12 protein-coding genes are annotated in these 23359 nt (G+C 49.1%); 8 read left to right on the top strand and 4 right to left on the bottom strand.

The window, feature by feature from the left end; translation table 11 throughout:
- Window positions 1-723 precede the first annotated feature (723 nt).
- The gene (locus tag L9G74_RS12015) at window positions 724-3567 is read right to left on the bottom strand and encodes a TonB-dependent receptor (protein ID WP_238896647.1); all 2844 of its coding nucleotides are present in this window, start codon (window positions 3565-3567) and stop codon (window positions 724-726) included.
- 558 nt (window positions 3568-4125) lie between these two features.
- Between L9G74_RS12015 and L9G74_RS12010 the strand changes: the two genes are divergently transcribed.
- The 6 genes from L9G74_RS12010 (at window position 4126) to L9G74_RS11985 (ending at window position 13399) form a co-directional block, all read left to right on the top strand.
- Window positions 4126-7506 (top strand): LamG-like jellyroll fold domain-containing protein, encoded by a 3381-nt coding sequence (locus tag L9G74_RS12010; RefSeq protein ID WP_238896646.1) that lies wholly within the window; start codon window positions 4126-4128, stop codon window positions 7504-7506.
- Window positions 7507-7764: 258 nt separating this feature from the next.
- Complete coding sequence (locus tag L9G74_RS12005) at window positions 7765-8718, top strand: glycoside hydrolase family 43 protein (RefSeq protein ID WP_238896645.1); 954 nt, start codon at window positions 7765-7767, stop codon at window positions 8716-8718.
- Between the two features lie 17 nt (window positions 8719-8735).
- Window positions 8736-10277, top strand: a complete 1542-nt coding sequence (locus L9G74_RS12000) for an alpha-N-arabinofuranosidase (RefSeq protein WP_238896644.1) — start codon at window positions 8736-8738, stop codon at window positions 10275-10277.
- A gap of 957 nt (window positions 10278-11234) precedes the next feature.
- Window positions 11235-11972: a hypothetical protein gene (locus tag L9G74_RS11995; protein ID WP_238896643.1), complete on the top strand. Its 738-nt coding sequence runs from the start codon at window positions 11235-11237 to the stop codon at window positions 11970-11972.
- A 79-nt stretch (window positions 11973-12051) separates the two neighbouring features.
- Entirely contained in the window at window positions 12052-12507 is a 456-nt protein-coding gene (locus L9G74_RS11990) for a hypothetical protein (RefSeq protein ID WP_238896642.1), read from the top strand.
- 34 nt (window positions 12508-12541) lie between these two features.
- Window positions 12542-13399: a hypothetical protein gene (locus tag L9G74_RS11985; RefSeq protein ID WP_238896641.1), complete on the top strand. Its 858-nt coding sequence runs from the start codon at window positions 12542-12544 to the stop codon at window positions 13397-13399.
- Window positions 13400-14017: 618 nt separating this feature from the next.
- On the opposite strand, the gene L9G74_RS11980 is transcribed toward L9G74_RS11985, so the two are convergent.
- The 3 genes from L9G74_RS11980 to L9G74_RS11970 form a co-directional block, all read right to left on the bottom strand.
- Entirely contained in the window at window positions 14018-15922 is a 1905-nt protein-coding gene (locus L9G74_RS11980) for a methyl-accepting chemotaxis protein (RefSeq protein ID WP_238896640.1), read from the bottom strand.
- Between the two features lie 377 nt (window positions 15923-16299).
- Window positions 16300-17316 (bottom strand): AraC family transcriptional regulator, encoded by a 1017-nt coding sequence (locus L9G74_RS11975; RefSeq protein WP_238896639.1) that lies wholly within the window; start codon window positions 17314-17316, stop codon window positions 16300-16302.
- Window positions 17316-18251, bottom strand: coding sequence for a GGDEF domain-containing protein (locus tag L9G74_RS11970; protein ID WP_238896638.1), 936 nt, complete (start codon window positions 18249-18251; stop codon window positions 17316-17318). The genes L9G74_RS11975 and L9G74_RS11970 overlap by 1 nt, the downstream gene beginning before the upstream one ends.
- Window positions 18252-18601: 350 nt before the next feature.
- Between L9G74_RS11970 and L9G74_RS11965 the strand changes: the two genes are divergently transcribed.
- Window positions 18602-21385, top strand: coding sequence for a TonB-dependent receptor (locus L9G74_RS11965; RefSeq protein WP_238896637.1), 2784 nt, complete (start codon window positions 18602-18604; stop codon window positions 21383-21385).
- Between the two features lie 2 nt (window positions 21386-21387).
- Window positions 21388-23298 carry a phytase gene (locus tag L9G74_RS11960; protein ID WP_238896636.1) on the top strand — a complete coding sequence of 637 codons (1911 nt, stop codon included), beginning with the start codon at window positions 21388-21390 and terminating at the stop codon, window positions 23296-23298.
- The last annotated feature ends 61 nt before the right edge of the window (window positions 23299-23359 follow it).

The following is a 23359-nucleotide window of genomic DNA, read 5'->3' as shown; positions in this document are numbered from 1 at the left end:
GTCAATATCGATCCTAGCTCTCATTTTTTGAACAATAAAAAAACTCATCGTGAAAATAGCAGTAACTACATAAGCAACAATGAGTTATCCAACGCATGAAAAGCCATTGCAGATGTTAAAGCTAAAGCGAAAAACGATCATATTTAACATTTATTACACATGTAGTGCGTCGTTTTTCATTATATGTTGCGGCGTATCGTATAAACAAAAAGTTAACATAAAAAACATAAATGTAATTTTTATACAATTTATATACAGCTTACTTGGGCAACATCATCACCTCAATGGAACGCTTCCACAGAGGCAGTAGCCGCGCGTGCTTAAATCGCCCCAACAAATTCGCCGACCGATTTATTTGAGTTATGCAGCCTGAGCAGCAGACTTGGCTATTAGCAGCGAAACCACCTACAACACGTCTATATTCCAGATTGATAAATTAGCGTATAACGCGCCCCGCGCATCATACCTATATTGACGCGAGAAGCTAGCGGCAGTTTATCTGTAGTGTTTGATTTTTGTTCACCCCCAACGACATCATGACGGAAAACGATGTGCAGCGTTTGGTGAGCAATACCGCAGCCCCTTTCTATTGCATTGGAGGCAAGCCAAGCACGCACGATAGTTATGCTGTCTGACTAGCAGCAGACTCACTGAGATGAAACAGATATGAAAAAGCCCCGCTAGTATGTAGCAGGGCTTTGTTTAAGATGCGAAAACTACGGCTTAGAAGCTGTAGCGTACACCCAAGGAGTAAGTACGGGTATAGATGTTGTTAGTACGGTTAAACAAGGTGGAATCCTCGTAGTACTCTTGATAGATGTCATCCAAAATATTAGTGGCATCAAAGGTGACAACAAAATCATCAGTCACGTTGTAACTCATTTGGAAGTCTAAGCTTTGCTCCGGCTTACGATAAATACCGCGAGGCATTGCGAAGCTACCTGCATCATAGCTATTCAAGAACTTATCACGCCATGTATAAGACAAACGCGTGCTGAACACATCTCGATCATAGATCAGTACTGCGCTGTAAGAACTCTTAGATACGCCAAACAACTCGCGGGTAGTGGTACCGATTTGATCACCGCTATTGGTGTCGAATTCCGGAATATCTTGCTCTGAGTCGAGGAATGTTGCACTTAACTGAGTACCTAAACCGTCGAGGAAGCTAGGCAGATTCTCAGGGAAATAGATGGTACCAACTTCATATCCAGTCAGTTTACCGTTAGAGGTATTCGCAGGTTGACTCAAAATATAGTTGCGAGTTTCACCATCAACTTCACGAGAGATCATGCGTGATGAGCTAAAGACGAAGCCATCAATATCGCGGCGGAAATAGGTTCCGTAGACTGATGATCCAGTACCGAAATAATACTCTAACGAGAAATCGTAGTTTTTAGAGGTCGTAGGTTTCAGATTTGGGTTACCGCTTGATGCTTGACCAAAACCTAACTCGGTCAAATCTTCGGTGTAACCAATTGCGGTACTAAAGTCGCCAAATGCTGGACGACGAATCGTTTCTGAATACGCTAAGCGAGCCACCAAATCATCAGTTAACCAGTAGCGCACCATCAGACTTGGCATCAGTTTTGAGCTGCTGTTATCACCTGATGACGGATCTAAATAATACTTAGGCCCTTCAGCCGGTTCTGGGTCAAATTTCTTACGTTCCCAGAAGTTCATATCCGCTTTTGAATGCTCGTAACGGAAACCAATTTGACCATCCAAGCGCTTGCCGAATAGGTCTGTTTCAAAATCACTTTGGATATATAAAGCGTAAGATTTTTCAGTGATATCAAAGTTTTTGTACATCGCCAATAACTCAGGATCAGCTGAATACATGGCTTCGATTTCACTACGATGGCTGCTTAGGTAGTTACCACTTGGCAACACCCAATCCGTTGGTACATCACCACGGCCTTCAAAGAACCCACTAACGGTGGTGAACATGTCAGGATCTAAGTCAGTATATGGCGTGTAATTAACCATGGAGCCGCCATCATACAGGCTATGTTTAGCACCGCGATCTTCGTAGCGACCACCAAACTTCATTTTGGTGAAGATGCCCCAGTCAAGGTAGTAATCGCCGTCAAAGGTCCAAGCAATGGAATCACCCTCATCCTTAGCGCCACTGTCATATAACTCAGCGGTTTTCCAAAGCGCTAACTGAGTAATATCTGATTCATCAATTGCGGTGCTTGGAGCATCCAAATATGACCAGCCAGGTACACCGCCATGAGAATCGTTATAGTCGATATCTACCCCATAAAACTTACGGCTATCGTTGTTGGCAACACCACGCATCGCAAAAAACTGTGACTTATAGGTACTGGTTTGATAAACCAATTCCGATTTCAGGGTCACATCGCCAAGTTCCCATTTACCACCCAGCGCAAACACATAGCTGTCAGTTTCGTTGTGACTATGATCCGCACTACTAAAACCGCCCACGTCATATGAGGTACGAGATTTAACTACGTTAGTGCCATCGTATAGTTCAATGCCGTCGGCAACGACTTGGTCCCAATTTGCTGGGCTGTTGACGTTGCTAAACAGCATGGCATTAGCATTGTCGTTACGGTAGCCATTATAAAATGCTTCAAACAAATACTCAGAAGTATCGTTTGGTGCCCACTGCAAAGATAAATTCAGTGCTGGACGTTCACGTTCACCGCTATTGGTATTTTGGAACACCGCATCACGCATCAACAAATAAGGCACCCCAGTACCATCATTGGTAGTAGCGCCATAGGTGGTGTCCAAACCGTGTGCTAGACCACGAGTCCAATAATCGTCATCAATTTCAACCCCAGTTTCCGCTGAATAAGGTAATGATGCTCCGGGTGCAACGCTTTGGTCATTATAGTTGGTGCGGATATAGGAAACGTTTAACAAGGCGCCGATTTCACCGATGCCAGTATCCCAACGATTACTGATTAACCCACTAAACGCTGGGTCAGTTTTATCTGGTTGGTCGGAATACACACCTTTGGCGGCAAAACTCACTTTGCTGCCGTCAAAGTCAAATGGGCGGTGGGTACGAATATCAATTTGGCCTGCAATACCGCTACCAACTTGAGAAGATGAACGCGTTTTAAACACCTCTACACTGCCCAGCAAGGCCGCTGGAACATCGGCGATTGCCACTTCACGCCCAGTAGAGGTAAAAATCTGTCGGCCGTTAACTGTGGTGGTAACGTCTGTCAAACCACGGATACTTACGGTATTCACTTCACCTGAAGCTCGGTCAGTTACCTGCACCCCAGTCACACGTTGCAATGCTTCAACCACGTTGTTGTCTGGAAATTTCCCCACATCTTCCGCAACAATCGCATCAACTACTTGGACGTTCTGGCGCTTTAGATTCACAGATTTATTCAAACTGCTGCGGATGCCCACAACCTGAATAACCTCCATGTTTTCATCTTCTGCGGCTTTTTGTTGTGTAGTTTGCTGCTCGGCAGCAGTTTTGGTTGGTTCATCAGCGACTTCAGCATCGGCCGCATACAGTGCATGGCTGGTCAACGCCATGAAAACTGCACTTGCCAGATATGTTTGCTTAAACATCTGTTTATCTCCGGTAGTTATTTTTAACCGTTCCCTCTAAGCACCAACGAGGTAAGACGATTTTTTGATAACTATATTGTTTACCTGTGCAACATTTCCCCAAACATTGTTAGATAAAAATATAGTGCCGTATGGTCAAATAAAATAATATTGTATGATTTTTAACAGATCAACTGATTTAACTATGGCCTTTTAGCTAATACTGTCAAAAAACATCGCTAGTTTCTTTATTTAGAGGCAAATTGCAAGTCGCTAGAGCAAGCTTTTTATAAAAATAAAATCAAGGAGTTGTGACGGAGGTTAAAAACATCAAACATCAGTAAATGTGAATTTATTAGACTAAAGTATCAATTTAAAGAAAAGCGTCAATTTATCGAACTTTTTGGCTTAGAATGCGCCTCGACATGAGAAGCAGGTGAATATCAGATTTAACTTATTTTACTAAACTGCTACTTTTATCTACTTTTTATATTAATGTCGTATTGTAATATAAATTCTGCCATTGGCACGTTAATAACAAAACAACTATCAAGTGATTAACCAAAAGGACTGATTCTTATGGTATTTCAACGCTCACTTGTGTCGTTGGGGATAGTACTATCGCTAGCATCCTGTGGGGGGAATGACAGCGACAACAGTACAAACGACACAGATCCATTTGCAATTCCGGAAGCCGTTACCGTCGCTGACCCGACCATCAGCGGAGAAGTAAATTATTCAAATGTTTCAGTACATGATCCTTCTATCGTACGAGATAACGACGGAACTTATTATGTATTCGGTTCGCATATGGCGTATGCCAAATCAACCGACCTAATGCATTGGGAACGATTAAATCCATCCCTCACCACGCCAACGGGTGAAGATGCAAACGCCTATGCCGTTAAAAACACACCGCTGTTTAATACATATGAATCAGAAATCGCCGAAGGTATTGCGTGGGTAAAAAATAATGTCGGTTCATGGGCGCCTGATGTTAAAAAACTTGGGGATGGTAAATACCACTTCTTCTTCGACCATTGTGCGGGGAATGGTGACAACGGTACCGCATGTTGGCGCCGTTCTTATTTAGGGGTAGCAAGTTCAGATAGTATTACAGGCCCCTATGTCAATGATGGCATTTTCCTTAAATCCGATCAGCAAGCAGGGGAAGAAGACCAATTCCCAGATGGCGCAACGCCGCCTTACGATATGAACGCTAACCCCAACGCGATTGATCCGGCGGTATTTAACGATTCCGAAGGCAATCTGTGGATGACCTACGGTTCATATTCTGGTGGTATTTTTGTGTTGCAGCTTGATCCAAACTCAGGCAAACCACTCCCAGATCAAGGTTGGGGAACGCATATTGCCGGTGGCAATTTAGCCCCAATCGAAGGCTCTTACGTTATCTATAGCCCAGAAAACCAGTACTACTACCTATTTATGTCCTTCGCGGGATTTGCTTCTGATGGTGGCTATAACATACGTGTAGCCCGCTCAACTTCACCTGATGGTCCTTATCTGGATGCAGCGGGTCAAGATATGGTTAATGCGGCCTCTACCAACTTAGATATTCTAGGCAACTACGGTACTAAGTTACTTGGTGGCTTCTTGTTTGATAAACAAGCGGGTGACGCTGGTACTGATCACGGCTACATGTCTCCAGGACATAACTCAGCTTATTACGATCAAGCAACGGGTAAATACTATCTGGTATTCCACACGCGTTTCCCAGGCCGTGGTGAAGGCCATGAAGTACGCGTTCACGAAATGTTTATCAACAAGGATGGCTGGTTAGTCGCATCGCCAACACGCTATGCCCCTATCACAGGCAACAATATTGTTGATGAAGTGGACGTTGAAGGCGCCTATCAATTTATTGACCAACAACACGACAACAACACAGAGGCCCACGTTTCTGACTATATAAGGTTGAAACGCACGTGGACCAATCGTGGCGAGATTCAAGGAGCCCATACTGGTCGCTATGAAATGGATGATGCTAACCACATCACCCTCATATTCGACGATCTGGGTACCTACGAAGGCGTGTTAGCATGGCAATATGATGATAATACCCAAAAGCTGGTGCCGACCTTCTCAGCCTTGAACGGTATTTCATCTGTCATCGCCATTCAGCTGCCAGAATCTGACGTTAGCGCAACATTAACAAATATCGCTAATGCGATTGTGTTGCCAACAAGCACAACAACCAATTTGAATTTGATCGATGTTGGTACCCAAGATGCCACTATCACATGGAGTTCAAGTGACCCATCAGTAGTGAAACCTAACGGAGAAGTGATTCGCCCTGCGGGTGGTGCGGCCGACGCAACAGTAACGCTTACCGCTACCATCACCTTAAATGGTCAAACCATAACCAAACAATACACAATTACCATTCCAGCTCGTTTCGAGTACAACCGCGTTGCGAGTTACACCTTTGATGGCAATTTAAGTGATAGTTTGCAGCATAAAGCAGATGGCACCTATGCTGGCCCGGGTCTGGCTGACGCACAAGGGAGTGCTGCCTACGCAGCGGGTCAATCAAGCCAAGCTTTGGCACTTGATGGCTCCTACGCAGTAAAACTGCCAGCGGGTTTGATTAATAGCACTGAATACACCGTATCGTTGTGGTTCAAAGCCAACAGTTTCACCGACCATACACCTGTGTTCTTCGGCGCGGCATCAGCCGATGCATGGGCTAGCCTAGTACCACAAGCGTGGGACGGCAACATCATGGTTTGGAGTAACAATAACGGTACTTGGTACGATGGCCGTTCGATGGTTAAAGCAACCGCGGGTCAGTGGACTCACCTCGCTTATGCCGTAGACCACGGTGCAATTAAGATCTACGTTAACGGCGAAGAAACCTTTGCCGGCGCTAACTTCCCAGATCTATACACCAACGTACTAGGCACCTTTGCGGTAGGTGGAAACTTGTTTGCCGATCCACTGTTTAATGGTGATATCGATGAACTACGCGTCTATGATGCAGCACTAAGTGCTGAAGATGTAAAAGCATTAGACATTGACCATGCCGACTCAGCAACCCTGCTACAGTCTGCCGTTAATCAGCTGACCTTGGGCGATATCAGTAACGTGACTGACGATCTACGACTTAAGGTAAGCGGTTCATATGCTTCATTGATCAGTTGGCAATCATCTAATCCAAGCTTCATCGCTACCGATGGTACTGTTGTCCGTCCAGAAACGGCTGAAGGCGACCAAGAAGTCACATTGACCGCCACCATCAGCTTAGATGGCGCAACTGACACCAAGACTTTTGTTGCAACAGTTAAGGCAAAAGGCACACCAACGCCAATTGCAAAATTCAGTTTTGATAATGATGATCTCACTGATGCAACAGGTCACTTTGCCGCTGGTACACCAACCGGAAGAAGACTGATAGACACAGGCGGCACAATTACCTATGCAGACGGTGTTGTGGGCAAAGCGTTAGTCATGAACGGTAGCACCGGTGTTAAATTGCCTAACAATATGTTGGATGATGACACCTATACATTTGCTATGTGGATTAATCCAAAAGCATTGAGCATGTTCACTACCGCCTTCTTTGGCTATGCCAACGAGGATAACTACGTCAGCCTCGTGCCTGGTGGTAATAATGCAGCGGCTGGTAAGTTTATGGTGTGGTCTGGCAACGTCTGGTTTGATGCCATCGCCTCAGAAAAACTTCCGCTCGACACTTGGTCACACGTCACCTTCGTTAACAATGCCGGACAAGTAGCGCTATATCTCAACGGTGAACAAGTATACTCAGGTGTCAACTTCCCGAATATCTTTGGTAAAGGCGGCACGATTGGCTTCGCCCTTGGTGCTAACTTCTGGGACGACTCCTTCAACGGTATGCTCGATGAAGTAACCCTGTTTGACGAACCTCTGACCGCAGATGAAGTGCAACAGTTTTACATCAGTGCACAAGCTGCTGACTAAACTTTAGTCGTAGCCACAAAAAGCCATGCCAACGTGCATGGCTTTTTTCTTTGTTAAAGCAACAATCTAGCGAGCTGTGTAAGGGATCACATAACACTGCACATGTCAGTTATACTAGGCCGTCAAACGTTGACTTTTAGCTGTATTTCCCAATAATTGTATTACAATAATATTTAGCAAAAACCATTTGCACGGTAGTCATGCGGGGGATGTACAGACATAGCTACCGGCAACTCACCTAAGGACAAAGGAATGAAGATGCGTAAAACATTACCTTTTTTAATCGCTTCAGCACTGCTTGCCAGCTCTGCCGCCTATGCCAAAAACCCACTGTTTGAAGATGTCTTTACCGCTGACCCCGCAGCGATGGTTGATGGCGACACCGTCTATCTTTACACCGGCCACGATGAAGCTCCAAACAACAATGTATTTTTTGAAATGCATGATTGGTTGGCGTTCTCTACTAAGGATATGAAAACGTGGACCAAACATGGCCCTATCCTGAAAGCCATTGATTTTAAATGGGCCACTGGTCAAGCGTGGGCCGCACACATGATTAAACGTAACGACAAGTACTACTTCTTCGTTACTGTGCGCCATGACGATACTCATCCAGGCTTTGCCATCGGTGTTGCCGTAGCCGACTCACCACTGGGTCCATTCAAAGATGCCATCGGCCACGCATTGGTGACCGACGACATGACCAAGCAAACCCCGAATGATTGGGACGACATCGATCCCGCGGTATTTATCGATGATGACGGCCAAGCCTACATGTTCTTCGGCAACTTAGTAGCTAAGTACGTTAAGTTGAAAGAAAACATGATTGAGCTAGATGGCGATATCAAAGTCGTTGACCTGCCTAACTACACCGAAGCCTCATGGGTGCACAAAAAAGGTGACAACTACTACTACTCTTATGCTTGTGAATTCCCTGAAAAAATCTGCTACGCCATGAGTAAAAACATCAATGGCCCGTGGGAATATAAAGGGATTTTGAATGAAATCGCTGGTAACAGCGAGACTAACCACCAGTCAATCATTGACTTCAAAGGCCAAGGTTACTTTATCTACCACACTGGTGCCGTACCACCTCGGGATGGACAAGAAAGTGGTGGTCGTTTCCGTCGCTCAGTTGCGGTAGACAAACTGCACTATAACGAAGATGGCACTATCAAACGCATCATCATGACCACCGAAGGCATTCAATAAGCATAAGGATGACAAGGATGAAGATTCTCCAGCCCAAAGTGCTCGCATTTGCCGTTGCAGCATTATTACCGCTCAGTGTACAAGCTCACCAAGCTAGCATCACCTTTGACGCTAGCCAGCAAGGCCCGGTAATCAATCGTGATATCTATGGCCAATTTGCAGAACATTTAGGCAGGGGGATCTACGAAGGCCTTTGGGTCGGTAAAGATTCAAAAATCCCCAACACCAAAGGCTTTCGCAATGATGTCATCGCCGCGTTAAAAGAAATTAAAGTCCCGCTAGTGCGCTGGCCCGGTGGCTGCTTTGCTGATGAATATCATTGGCGCGAAGGCATTGGCCCGCAAAACAAACGTCCAATTAAAGTGAATACCCACTGGGGCGGCGTTGAAGAAACCAACGCCGTGGGTACTCACGAATTTTTCGACTTGGTGGAACTACTGGGTGCCGAAGCCTACATCAACGGCAACCTAGGCACTGGCACACCGCAAGAGATGGCCGAGTGGTTGGAGTACATGACCTCCGACAAAAACTCGACCTTAGCCAACGAACGCCGCGCCAATGGCCGCGATAAACCGTTCGAAATTGCCTACTTTGGTGTCGGCAACGAAGCTTGGGGCTGTGGTGGCAACATGCGTCCAGAGTATTACTCTGACCTATATCGCCACTACGCCACTTTCTTAAAAACACCACCGGGCAAAATGCCAAAACTGGTCGCCAGTGGCGGCGACACGGCAGATACCAGTTGGACAGATGTGCTCAGCAGCCAAATTCCATTGCGTATGATGGATGGCATTAGCTACCACTTCTACACCCTGCCAAAAAACGACTGGAAAGATAAAGGTGATGCGCTCAACTTCTCGCAAGATGAGTGGTTCACCACCATGGAACGTACCTACCGCATGGAAAAATACGTCAGTGACAACGTCGCCAAACTGGACAAAAACGATCCAGACGGCAAGTTGGGCTTCTACGTCGATGAATGGGGTACGTGGTACAACCCAGAGCCAGACCGCGAACCGGGCTTCCTCTATCAACAAAACTCCATGCGTGACGCAGTGGTGGCGGCGGTTAACTTTAATATCTTCCACAAACACGCAGATCGCGTACGGATGACCAGCATTGCGCAAATGGTTAACGTGTTGCAGGCAATGATCCTCACCGATAACGAAAAAATGGTGCTCACTCCCACCTACTACGTCTATGACATGTACAAGGTGTTCCAAGATGCCACCAGTATTCCGTTTACCATTAAAACGGATAAATACAGTTTCGAAGGTGACAACGTGCCAGCAGTCACCGCCTCTGTCGCCAAAGGCACCGATGGCAAACTCTACGTCGCCTTGGTGAACTTAGATCCGACCGAAAGCGCCAGCGTCAATCTTCATGTTAACGGTGTCAAAGCCAGCAAAGCCGTCGGCCAAATCCTGACTGCCGACCAAATGGATGCCCACAACAGCTTTGATAACCCGCAGCAGGTGCAACCTGCAAGTTTCAGTTCTTCCCTGAACAAGCTTTCACTACCAGCTAAGTCAGTGGTCGTGGCCGAGCTTGTTCCCTAAACTTAGTGTCCGCATTGCCGAAAGGGTTGGGGAATCATTGATTCCCCATTTTTTTGGCCAAATTTTGGGGTTTGCCAAAATTTGGCGGGGGTGTTTTGGGTGTTGCCAGCAGCGGCATCATGCCACGCGGCTCATTTATCGCAGGTTTGCTTCAGTGGTAGCGAATCGCCTACGGCGGGGACGTGCATGAATGCATTTAGTATTGGGATAATTCCCCTCACAGCGAAATCAGATATCGATGCTGTACTGTGCGGAGTTGATATGAATAGCTTCATATCACTTTCTGCTTTTTCGCAGTAAATCGCCTGCAGCGGGGATATACATGGATGCACCCAGCATTTCGAGTTTTCCGCATCAAGCTGACATCAGATACAAGTTGCCGTTCCTGCTGAATTTATATGAATGGCTCGTATCACTTTCTGCTTTCTCGCAGTAAATCGCCTGCTGCGGCTTATGCACATGCAGTTCAGTGACACGCTACAAGCTCATCCCTGAGCGCTCGACCTCGGCTTCCCTGCCTCGGACGGTCACTGACCCGCATGTGCTGAGAATTCACGGAGTACACCTGTGGACTTTGGAGAAATATTTAGCTCTTAAAAGCTGAATCACTTTTGCCCCATTACGATTCAGCATGTGATTTTAGGCTAAATCTAACATGCAAAGATTGACCAAATTTTAGTAATGAGACAAAGTTGATTGAGTTTGTTGTTTTCAGGCACGCTTGAAGCGTTAGCGTCGCAGGTGAAGCGAGCTTGCACGCAGCCACCGCCAGCCAGCTTCAAGTGAGGAACAAACATTCTCAAGGTTGGCGGAATACGGAGAGTTCAGATACAAGGAAGTTAAATAGCCCATCATCATGCGCAACTCCTACGTCATCTGCTACTCACAAAACAAACCACGGCAACGGACACGGAAAACCGCGCCGTTGCGTTATGATCGTTAGGCAGAAGGAAAGATATGCCCTACGAACCAACTATTAAGCGGAACCCTCGACAGTTAGCAATTGAGCAGCATTTTCATACAGCTCACGCTATTTCTTTGTTCTATGACTCTGATGAAAAAGTAGAAGTGATGGAGCTTTCTTCTGGCAAAGTAGTTAGAAGGCATAAACGCGCGAAAATGTTCTGCACTAAACGAACGTGGGATCAGCGAGCTGAAACGGGATATATGGTTCCAATCGAAAATGCATTCCACGAAGAGATTGATAATATCAAAGCATTCTCCGAAAGAAACCATGAGGCAATATCTAGATACTGCCTTCTATGGCGGTTGAGGCATGAATATCATTTAAGTAACCCTGCCGATGTGGTGCTTAATGGCGTGTCTGGCTCTGGTCTAACTAAAGAACAGGAAGAAATACTAGAAAGCAAAGGTGCAGGATTTGTTCGTGATGGTGGAGTTGTGGCTTCCCGTTTTACTTCAGGCATTCAAATACAAATTGCTCTTGACCGAGATTGGGGTACTTGTAGCCATTTTAAGTGGGGGTTAATCGAAGCTCTAGATGGGGAGTTTATTGTTGCAGATGGTTATGGAGATTTTGCTTTTATTCCTATCTCGCCAAAGAAAGCCTTCTGGGCTGGTGAAAGTGACCAGAAAATTAATCGGCAGCAGTTGGCTGAGGTAAATAAAGAGTCTGTGTCGAGAGCAAAAAAATATTACTTTGCTCGTAAAATCAGCGAGTGCCCAATTGCCTAACAAATCAATCAATGTCGCCTTACGGCTGGACCTCCCTTCGGTCGGCCCATTATTTAGGCGTTAGCTGCTGGAGAGTTCTGTGAAATTAAAGTTCCCAAATAGTACAGTTGATTTTGAACCAACGCCGAGCTTATTTCTTGGACCTTTTGATATATATGATCGAGAAGAAACACTAGGTGAGACGTTAAACAAATACGATCCATTGGATCCAAAGCAGCTCCAGAAACTATTTGATAAGTACATTTTTAGCCGTTTTGACGACAAACATGGTTATACAATTGAACATAGAGTATTGATAGTTAAAAGTTTGATTGAAACTCTTGATGACCAACACCATGATTTTTCGAAATATTTACCTGATTACGAAGATGATGATAACTACTTTTATCTTCCATGGAATTGGGCTTTTCCAAGACCACGGTACTTTTTTGAACAAGCATATATTGCGGTGGTTAGACATTGGGGACAAGAGTTGGAGGGCTACGGTATGGCACTCCCGGAGCAACAATGGCTAATTCGGAGCAAAAGCAGCTAACAAATCGCAGCAATTGACAAAAAAGAAGGGAGCCATGAAGGAAGGCGACTCAGATAATCCATTATTGGAAGCTCTGAAGAATTCGATGCAAGAGGTAGAGAAGAAATCCTCTGAGCATGAAAAGCTAAGGGCATCCGAAGCATATCAATCCGAACTCGCTTTTTTGAGACAAACGGTTCGAGATCTTATTCATACGCTTAGGCTATGCGAATTTGCTGCGTCAAGGTGGCAGGATTTTGGAGAAAAATATCTACTGCCACGACACTTTGACGACATAGTTGAGGCGGCTTTGACTGCACAGTTGGCGGTTGAAAATGGAGCATTGAACCCTGCACGCCGGGAACTACGGTACATGTTAGAAGTAGCTGTCAACGTTGCCTATGTCGATGAAATTCGAGCGAAGGATTCTTTTGATGAGAGAGTTGCTTTTTATAGGGGAAAAAAAGTAAATAAAAGCAACGTTGACCACGTTTTTGGCCTTCCCCTTCGGTTGTTCGGTGAACACAAGAATCAGTTTGCAACTAGTGTTCGTTCGGCTTGGGTTAGGGCTTCCAACTACGTTCATCTGACCAAAAGAAGAATTGACGAGAAGCTACGCTTGAGGGAACAGGGTATATCTTTAGGCATGGAAACCGTTGATATGCTTAAAGATATCGCTTATGAAGTCAACGAGGTATGTAGTATCGTTGTTGCTTTAACCTTTGAAACTATCGGTCCTTCTTTTACAGGTGACTTGCTCGTAGATTCGCTAGATGGGCAGGACGAATGGGCATTCCATGCTAATGGCTACATCGCTTTAATCGATTCCCACTTTGACTATAAGCATGAGCGCCAAGGGAGGCTCGAGGAAATACACCAGAGAAGGGAAAATCGGATTAAGTATCGGGTGTAAGCCTGCATCGTCTAACCATGGCGTCAACGGGACAGGATTTCCGCTGACGCTCCAAGCCGGCCCGTTACGCTGGCGTTAAGCCGTAGAAATTTTTATCCGAAATTCACCTGATAAAGCCAACGTCCTAACACGCTTTTGTCCAAAATCTTGTTCTAACTTCACACTTTCAGGCAACACCGACTCCCCTTCGGCGCTGCGTAGGTGCGTTGGGCAGGCATTGAGCAATCGAGATATTCGCCGCTCCCGCACATCCATGTGCTCCACGGCATTAGTACATCCTGTACGTCGATACCTCGAAGCCGCGCCGAGGAATGGATTCCGAGTTGGCGGCGATTTGCGAAAATGACAAACCAGAAGCGCCGTAGCGTTTTGCGCCGTGGGGCGGCATGAGGATTTAGAAGGGCGAATACTCATCGATGATGAGTGTGCTCATGAGCGCGAGCCAAGGATGGCGAGCTGGCCGTTAAACATGGATGTTGTTCGAGGCCGTCCAGTCCCCTTGTCTCGTAGTGTGAGCGCGAAAGCTCACGACTTTCCAAACGAAGTTTGATATGGCGTTAGCCATAATGCTTCAGCAAGCGCAGCTTGCTAGGCGCTAACGTATGAGCGCCAAGCTCACTACAACGAAAACCGGCGTATCAAACCATTCAACTGATTCCCCAAACCAGCCAAGTTTTCTGATGAATGGGCAATATCATCAGAGGCGGAAGCCGACTGCTCGGCAATATCCCGCACCCGCACTACACTTTGGTTAATCTCTTCGGCCACGGCGGATTGCTGCTCTGCGGCGGCGGCAATTTGATGGTTCATATCCTGAATCGTCGATACCGCTTTGGTGATCTCTTTTAGCATATTGCCAGCATCGCGCGACATCGCCACCGCGTCACTACACTGCTGCATGCTTTGCTGCATCATGGTCATTGATTGCTGGCTGCCGCTTTGTAAGTTGCTGATCAGCTTTTCAATTTCTACCGCTGAGCTTTGAGTACGACTGGCGAGGTTACGCACTTCATCAGCCACCACCGCAAAACCGCGCCCCGCTTCACCGGCGCGAGCGGCTTCAATGGCGGCATTAAGCGCCAGTAAGTTGGTTTGTTCCGATACCGTTTTAATCACGTCGAGCACCGCATCAATCTGCTCGGTGTCGCTGCGCAATTTGTTCATGGCCACTGAGGTTTTATCTAGGCCGTCTGCCAGCGCTTCAATCTGCTGAATCGCCTTGCTCACCATGCTGTCGCCTTGGCCGGTCTTTTCATCGGCTTCTTTGGCGGCATAAGAGGCTTGCTCGGCGTTGTCGGCCACCTCTTGCACTGAGGCGGTCATCTCATTAACCGCGGTAGCCACTTGGTCGGTTTGACTGCGCTGCTCTTGCATACCGACACTGTTTTGTTCGGTAGCGGCAGACAATTGGCTCGCGGCACCATTGACCTGATCAATGGAGGTTTCAATCTGCCCCAGCACGCCTTTTAGCGTGAGATTCATCTCGCCGATGGCACGCAGTAAATCGCCGAGTTCGTCTTGCCGGGATGAGGCGATATTGATCGACAAATCGCCTTTGGCAATCGCTTGCGCGGCTTTAACTGTGTCTTGCAGCGGCAGCGTGATCTTGCGGCCGATGAACAACGCGGCCCACAAACCGACGAGGCAGGCAAACACGATGATGCTGATCATCAGGTTTTGCATCATCGTTTTGTTGTGTTCCCCTTGTTGCTGTATGTGCTCAACCAATGCACGAATATGCGACAGCAACTGTTGCGCCACCTGCCCCATATGTTCTGAGACCTTGTTGATGTCGCTATTAAGCACCACTAGTGCATCCAACTCTTGGTCGTAACGATCCAATACTGCCAATGCGCTACCGACCTCAAAACCGTTCAGTTTATTCACCTGTTGCCGTAAGCCATTAATGGCGGCTTTTGCCGTATGCAAGTTGGTTTCCGAGCCATCATAAACGTAACCACGAATGTGATAACGCAGCATGGTCATCTGCTGGCTGATCTGCAAAGAAAGCTGCATCAGTTGATGGTCTTGCTGCTGTTGCGCCTGCGAGTTGGCTTGCTCCACCAAGCTCGTGAAGGTATCAACCAAACGTTTGCCAATTTGTGGCCCATTAGCCATCAGTGCGGCTTTGTGCTCCATCTGCTGCTTAAACGCTAATACCGCCTGTTCATAGCCATCTAAAGCGGTAATGGCAGCGTCAATCTGTTGATGGTCAACGCGGTCTTTAAGGTACGATTGCTGCTGTTTGAGGGTGGCCTTGGCTTGTTCGGCAATGGCGACGATTTGATTGAATTCTGAGTTATCACCACCGCTCATCGCATCCAAACGCAACACCTTGGCTTCAAGCAGGGTTTGATCAATATGGGAGATGATATTGAGCCGCTCAATGTTCTCAGTGATAGTGTTATTTGTTTGGTAGCCCACAAAGGCAACCAGCAGCATCAAACACAAAATGACGCCGAAACCAGAATGCAACTTGTAAGTCACCGATATATTGTCAAACTTGCTCGTTAGCCAATTCATCACAGCTTCCCCTTTCGAACAGATGTTGTGGCAATGGCGGGCGACTATAACAGCTATCTTTCAGGAAAATTTTGAGTTAGTTAACCAATCACCGAAAAAACATCATACATATGATCAAAATGAGAACTAACAAGAACAACCTGACGGTAACATACCGATTTTATTGAAGAATAAAGCATGATCGCCGTCACGGACTAGGAGTGATCTTAGTCGCCAATCGCTACTATATAAGCCGTTGCAGTTCACACCCCATCATCGATTCGCGGCCGCCTTCGCAACACCCACAAAATACGTGATATAGACGACAGCGACTAACAAGCGGCGGCCGATGCCAGCGCCGAAAAGTGACCACGAAGATGAGCGACTAAAATGCGCTGTTAACGGAATTGACTGGGTAACATGCCGGTCCAGCGTTTGAAGGCGCGGCGAAAGTTGTGCATATCGTTGATGTTAACGCACTCGGCAAGTTGGCGATTGCTGTAGCCGTAGATATCGAGCCGTTGCAGCACTTCATGGCAACGCACATCGTCTTGCAACTGCTGAAAGCTGACGCCATCTAGCTTGAGGCGGCGTTTTAAGGTTGCGGGGCTGAGGCCGACAAACGCCGCGGCTTGCTCCAAGGTTAGCCCTTGCTGCAATTGGCGACGGCACAAACGGCGCAGTTGTGATTGCAAGCTCTCATGCGCCAGTGACGGGCCATTTTCCTGCCGCGCCAGCCGCATAAACTGCTGACAGCGCCAAGAGGAAGCCGCAGCAAATGGCGTAAATAACGCCTCGGCTTTGAGGTGAATAGCGCAACATGGCGCATCAAAACGCAACTGTTCGCCAAGCGCTGCGTTCAACGGTGCCGTCCATGCGGGCGCCGACCAAGGCAAATCCACCTGCATTAACAGATTTTTGCCGAGTTGTTCCTGTAGCCAAGTGCGCAGCGCGGCGAGTATCGCGCTGAAGATAAAAGACTGTTGCTCACCCAAATCCATACTGCTTTGCAGCACTAATACTAATCGGTCACCATGCTGGCGCGGCCGTAACTGCACCAGCGCGGGGAGTAATGCTGATAACTGGCTCAGATGCCGTAGCGCCTGCGCCAAGTTAGCCGAGTTGGCCCACACTTCGCTCAGCAAGGGGTGATGATTGAGTGCCTGTTGCTGCCCATACAGCAACGCCATTGTTGCTGGTTCTGGGTGCATACGGCAAAAGCGCTCGATAAGTTGCAACCATTGACGACATGACAGCCGCTTATCTGGCTGCGATAAATCCTCAATAAACAGCCGCGAGCCGCGCAATAACTTGTCGATATCTAACTGTTGCTGCTCGGCTAAGCTCACTACCCCATGCGCCAGCGCAATCGGCAGCACCGCATCATCCATGACAAAGCCCGCCGTTAATGCCATTACGCCGCTCCCTGCCCGTCCGCATAGCGGCAGCGCTTTTGCCAATCTAAGCGCATGGTCAGGCGCGTCATTAGCTCATCGGCCGATTCGTTATCGTTGAGGTTGATGGTGACTGCGGTGACCGCCAACGGCTGCGGTTGCAGCATCTCGCTGTGCTGATGCAGCCCATCGATCACCGCTGTCGCCAGCTCGGTGGTGGTTTCCGGCAACAGCATCACAAAACGATCGCTGGTGAAGCGGCAAGCTAAATCTTGTGCCCGCAGCCGCAACTCAATGGCACCCGCGAGCGAGCGCAAGCAGTTATCGGCCACCGCCATGCCCCAGCGACGGTTAAGCTGCGCGAAGCCGTCAATATCGACAATCGCCACCGCCAGCGGTTTATCCGTCAGACGATGCAGGGCGATCTCACGTTGCAGTTGCAGCATAAAGTAGCGCGCATTGTAGAGTTGTGTGACCGGATCGATCAGTTGGTGTTCACGCTGAAAATGTTCTCGTTGTGCCAGTTGTCGGTTGATCGACTGCTGCTCTGCCAGCCACTGCACTAAGCCGATAGAGATCATCACCATACCGACCGGCACCGGCAGCGATTCCAACCAAGCAAACAGCCGCATATCGGCGGGATACTTAATAAATTCATCGATAAGGTCCAGCACCGTTGTTAGCCAATACAAGCTGGTGCCAACAATCAACCAATTGGTAACGCGGCCGCGCGGGCGACTGATCATCAGCAACCACAACCAAAACAGCGCCATTAGGCTCGCGGCTGACTCACCGACCACATCGAACATGTCGACCTGCTGCCAGGTTTTTGGCATACCGGAGGAGCAAGCGGCAATACTCAGCAGCAGCGCCACCAGCAAGGTCAAGGCGAGCTTCCCTTGGTGCAGCACCGGCCATGTCAGCAGCTTGGTTTTTTTAGGCAATAAGGTGTTCATGGTCGCGAGCATAGCCCGTGTTTATGAAGCTGCGATGACAGCCAGCACGGGTTAACCGTAAACACTACATCTTCACCTGAGCTAGTTTGACCCCGAGTCAAACCAGCTCAGCCAACTCGGTAGCAGGCGTGAACAAAAACGAACGGGCGCAGTCAGCGGGGCGATTTGCGCGATAACTCAGCAGTTTTGCCACGCCAGCGCACGGGTCAAATCAGCTCAAACCGCCCGATTAACACGGCAATTTGCCTGCTAATCGGCCGTGCCGCAGTGGGCTGACATGTTACTGACACATTTCCTTTTTAGCTTGTTGCGGCGTGAACCCTGCAATCAGAATTTTTCGGAGAGAAAAAATGACCCGCACCACTGTTGGCCGCCAACCACTACGCAGCCGCAAGACGCCACTAGCGATGGCTTGTGCCATTGTTCTGACCACCGCAGCGATGCCAAGTATTGCCGCTGAAATTACTGGCACAGTTACCGACCCGCAAGGTCAGCCGATTCAGGGCGTTAGCGTCAGCTTGCAGGGCCAAAGTCGGCCGCAACTGACTGATGCTGCGGGACACTATCAGTTTCGCGATCTGGCGGCGGGTCAATACCAACTGCTGGCGGGCACTGGCAGCCACCAGCAGAGCAAACAGCTGCGTGTCGACGCCAGCCAAAATGCCACCATCAACTTCAGCTTAGATGCCAGTGACATTGAGCACGTAGCGGTCATTGGTCAAGGCGGCGCACTCAGTGCCTCACTTAATGCGCAACGTAATGCGGATAACTTTATTACCGTGTCGTCGGCCGATGCTATCGGTGAATTCCCGGACTCCAACGCCGCCGAATCGCTGCAACGTATGGCTGGTTTGTCGATTGAGCGCGACCAAGGCGAAGGCCGCTTTGTGCGGGTACGCGGTTTATCGCCAGATTTAAACGCCGTCACCTATAACGGCGCACAACTGCCCGCGCCAGAAGCTGGCTCGCGAGCGGTGGCGCTAGATGTGATCCCATCCGACTTACTGCAATCACTTACCGTCACAAAAACACTCACCCCCGATATGGACGCCGACTCGCTCGGTGGCGCGGTGGATATCAAAAGCTTATCGGCGTTCGATAAAGACGGTCGTTTCACCAAGCTGACTGCCGAGGGTAGCTTTGACACGCATCAATCAGAATATGGCAATAAACTGGCCGCAACCTACAGCGATCGCTTTGCTATCGGCGGCTTAGATGATGACTTTGGCATGGCGCTGGCGGCCAGTAATGCGGTCCGCAAGTTTGGCTCCGATAACGTGGAAACCGGCGGTGATTGGCAGTTGGGCGATCAAGGGCCACTGCTGGAAAAAGTGCAGATGCGCGATTATCAAATCGAGCGCGAACGTTTAGGTCTCGCGGCCAACTTTGACTGGCGCCCCAATCAAAATAACCAAGTTTACCTGCGCACGCTGTACAGTCGTTTTGCCGACCAAGAAAGCCGCAATGCCATTGTCAGCAAATTTGGTGATGGTTTAGCGCTAGGTGATGACCAACAAAGCGGCAAAGTCAGCCGTGAGCTGAAATCCCGCGAAGAGGTGCAAACCATCAAATCTATCGTGCTCGGCAGCAAATCCGATATTGAGGATTGGCAACTGAGCAGCCAATTCGGCTGGAGCGAAGCGGAAGAAACTAACCCAAACGGCATCGCCGGTGCGGCATTCGAGCAAAAATTTGCTGACGGCCTAAGCTACCAATCTACCCGCAAGCCGGTGATCAGCGGGCCAGAAGCATTTTACGATGCCAGCGGCTATGAGTTAGACGAGATTGAAGTGGTGAACTCCGACGCCAAAGACAGCAGCTACAATGGCCGCCTCGATTTGAGCCGTAATCTCTACTTGGACGATGTGGTGCTGCAACTGAAAAGCGGCATCAAAATCAATCGCCGCAAAAAATCTAACGAAGAAACCCACTGGTTATATAAAGACTTAGACGAACAAGGCGTGAGCGGCACCGCGCTTACCCTCGCCGATTATGCTGGCACCGAGGTGGACTACGAGTTCGGCAAATTTGGCCCGCGCATTCAAGATCACAGCATCCATCAGTTACTCGCTTCACTCAACCGCGACGACAATGTTGACCCGCTCGAATCGACGCTAAACGACTATGTGATCCACGAAGATGTGAACGCCGCTTACCTGATGGCAACCTCCGACTGGGGTAAACTGCGCATGGTGGCGGGGGTACGTTACGAAGACACCTCACTGCGCGGCGATGGCTGGCAATATGATGAACCCAACGACCAGTTCAGTGCGCGCCATGTCGGCAACGATTATGACAACTGGCTGCCGTCAGTCCAGTTTCGTTATGGCATCAGCAGCGACGTAATCTTGCGCGCCGCCTGGACTAACTCCTTAGTGCGTCCCACCTTTGAACAGGTCTCCCCGGGCTATCTGTTAGAAGGCAATTCCGACGCGCCAGAAGCCAGCTTTGGTAACCCCGCGCTGCAACCGCTGGAATCGGCCAACTATGACATTTCCGCCGAATACTACATGGGCGAATCGGGTGTGCTCTCGGCGGGTTTGTTTTACAAAGCTATCGACAACTTCATCTATGAAGCGGATTTAGCCGGCCGTAGCGGCTATGAAAACTATGATAAAGCAACCACCTTTATCAACGGTGATAGCTCTAAGTTATATGGCGCTGAATTTAACTTTGCGCAAAAGCTGGATAGTCTGCCCGAACCTTGGAATGGCCTGCTGTTCAGTGCTAACTTAACCCTCACCCATTCTGAGGCGAGCATTAGCTGGCTAGATGATGGTGAGTTACAACGCCGCGACATTCGTTTTCCAAGCCAGTCGAATACCACCGGTAACATCGCGCTGGGGTACGAAAACGAGTATTTGAGTTTACGTTTCTCCGCCGCCTACAAATCGAATTACCTGACCGAGATTGGCGCGTTAGATGATGCCGACTACGACATCTACCAGCAGGAACACCTGCAGTTTGATTTTATCGCCAAAGGCTTTGTCAGTAAGGATGTGATGGTCTATTTCAAAGCACTCAATATTAACGACGAGCCTTACTACACCTACTCAGGCAGCGCCGCCCGTAACGCACAATACGAGGATTACGGCCCAACTTATCAAATTGGTATCAACATCAGCGGATTTTAATCATGAAGAATTTTGCCTTATCTCAACTGGTCACTGCCCTACCGTTACTGTTGTTGGCGGGCTGCCAACAACCCAGCAGTGCGCTGATCCAAGCAACACCGTTAAATCACCCAACCGCTTCGGCCAGTTGGCAAAGTGGTGACGCCAGCACCTTAGTCAGCGTCAGCGAAAAACAGGGCATGCAGTTGCGTAATCACAGCGGCAACAGCCAACTGGCTGGCGAGTTTGACCAACTCAGCGTCAAACGCTTTGGGCATGATTGGGTCGCGGCCACCTTAGATGAACGCGCCAATAGCATCACCATTGCCAGCTTTAGCGAAAATGCGCCGCTGCAACAACAGTTGCAATGGCGGCTGGATAAACTGCAACCCGACAGCTTGTGTCTGTTCCGCGATGCGCAAAACCGCACCCTGTCGCTGTTTGTGCAGGATGGTGCCAGCCACGCGCAGCAATGGTTACTGGCGCAAGACCAGCAATGGCTCAACGCGCCACTGTTGATGCGCGATATCAATCAGCCGCAAAAAGTGGCCGCCTGCGCGGTAGATGACAACCACGGCTGGCTGTACACCTTGGAAGAAGGCATTGGTATTTGGCGCACGCCGGCACGGCTAGAAACCACCGCCGAGCGCACGCCAGTGGCGCAACTGCAACCTTGGGGCACGCTGTCCGCCGAACCAAAAAGCCTGACCACCGATGAGCAAGGCAACCTGTTTGCCATTGATGAAGCCGGTAAACAGCTGATGTATTGGAGCGTCACCGCGTTGCAACAAGCTAGCCGCCAGCAAAAAACGCCGCACACCGCGCTGTCGATGACCGCCAGCGACACCGAAACACTCAGCGCCAGTGTCAGCCGCCAAGGGCAAAGCCGCATCATCATCAACCGCGATGATGGCAGTGCCGTTAGTGTCGAACTGGCCTCGGCCAGCAGCGCGCCAGAAGCGGTGCTGCCGATGGTGCACGCCAACGCTGAAACACCGCCAGCGGATCGTACTGGTGATGTGATGGACGATCCCGCCATTTGGGTCAATCCAGTTAATCCGCAGCAGTCACGTATTTTAGGCACCCACAAAAAAGATGGCCTGTATGTGTATGACCTCGACGCCAAACTGGTCAGCCGCTTTGGCGATGGCAAGTTAAACAACGTCGATGTGCGTGATGGGTTTAGCTTTAACGGCGAAACCATTGGTCTGGCCGCCGCCAGTAAACGCGAAGATGATTCGCTGATGTTTTATGGCCTGCGCCACAACGGCGACGTGTTCCGCATCGGCAAGCAACCGTCAGATCTCGCCCCGATCTACGGCCTGTGCATGGGCAAAATCGACGGTAAATTCTATGTGTTCGCCAACGACAAAACTGGCCGTATCGACCAGTACCTGATCAGCGCCAACAACGGTGAACTCACGTCGCAAAGAGTGCGCCGCTTAAGCGTGGCTAGCCAACCTGAAGGTTGCGCGGTGGATGATGAGCGCGGTCGCCTGTTTGTCGGTGAAGAAGATGTAGCCGTGTGGACGGCGGATGCCCACCAAGACGCGAGCACTGAATTGAGCAAAGTGGCCGATGTTGGCCCGGCACTGGTGGCCGATATTGAGGGCATGGAGATCACCAGCGGCGAACATCCGCTGTTAGTGGTGTCGAGCCAAGGTAACGACAGCTACGCGGTGTTTGACGGCATAGCGCCATACGCCTATCGCGGTAGTTTCCGCATCGGCCTTGATGCCCACACTGGCATTGATGGTGCCTCAGAAACTGACGGGCTCGATGTGGTCAGCACGCCGGTGGGCAGCCAATATCCGCACGGCTTATTGGTAGTGCAAGATGGCCGCAATCGTCTGCCGGACGAGCCGCAAAACTTTAAGTATGTGGATTGGAACACCGTACTGAAGACGCTGGCAATTACGCCAGCAAACAACTAACCCAGCAAGCGTTCATCGTGCTGGGTAACAGCAGCCGCAGGCAACCATTTGCTGCGGCTGC

This window comes from Shewanella electrica (assembly GCF_022321485.1).
GTDB lineage: Bacteria > Pseudomonadota > Gammaproteobacteria > Enterobacterales > Shewanellaceae > Shewanella > Shewanella electrica.
This window is presented reverse-complemented; position numbering and strand designations above follow the sequence as displayed.

Coding starts and splice junctions, on each gene's coding strand:
- L9G74_RS12015 (WP_238896647.1), bottom strand. CDS start 3,567: ATGTTTAAGCAAACATATCTGGCAAGTGCAGTTTTCATGGCGTTGACC.
- L9G74_RS12010 (WP_238896646.1), top strand. CDS start 4,126: ATGGTATTTCAACGCTCACTTGTGTCGTTGGGGATAGTACTATCGCTA.
- L9G74_RS12005 (WP_238896645.1), top strand. CDS start 7,765: ATGCGTAAAACATTACCTTTTTTAATCGCTTCAGCACTGCTTGCCAGC.
- L9G74_RS12000 (WP_238896644.1), top strand. CDS start 8,736: ATGAAGATTCTCCAGCCCAAAGTGCTCGCATTTGCCGTTGCAGCATTA.
- L9G74_RS11995 (WP_238896643.1), top strand. CDS start 11,235: ATGCCCTACGAACCAACTATTAAGCGGAACCCTCGACAGTTAGCAATT.
- L9G74_RS11985 (WP_238896641.1), top strand. CDS start 12,542: ATGAAGGAAGGCGACTCAGATAATCCATTATTGGAAGCTCTGAAGAAT.
- L9G74_RS11980 (WP_238896640.1), bottom strand. CDS start 15,922: ATGAATTGGCTAACGAGCAAGTTTGACAATATATCGGTGACTTACAAG.
- L9G74_RS11975 (WP_238896639.1), bottom strand. CDS start 17,316: ATGGCATTAACGGCGGGCTTTGTCATGGATGATGCGGTGCTGCCGATT.
- L9G74_RS11970 (WP_238896638.1), bottom strand. CDS start 18,251: ATGAACACCTTATTGCCTAAAAAAACCAAGCTGCTGACATGGCCGGTG.
- L9G74_RS11965 (WP_238896637.1), top strand. CDS start 18,602: ATGACCCGCACCACTGTTGGCCGCCAACCACTACGCAGCCGCAAGACG.
- L9G74_RS11960 (WP_238896636.1), top strand. CDS start 21,388: ATGAAGAATTTTGCCTTATCTCAACTGGTCACTGCCCTACCGTTACTG.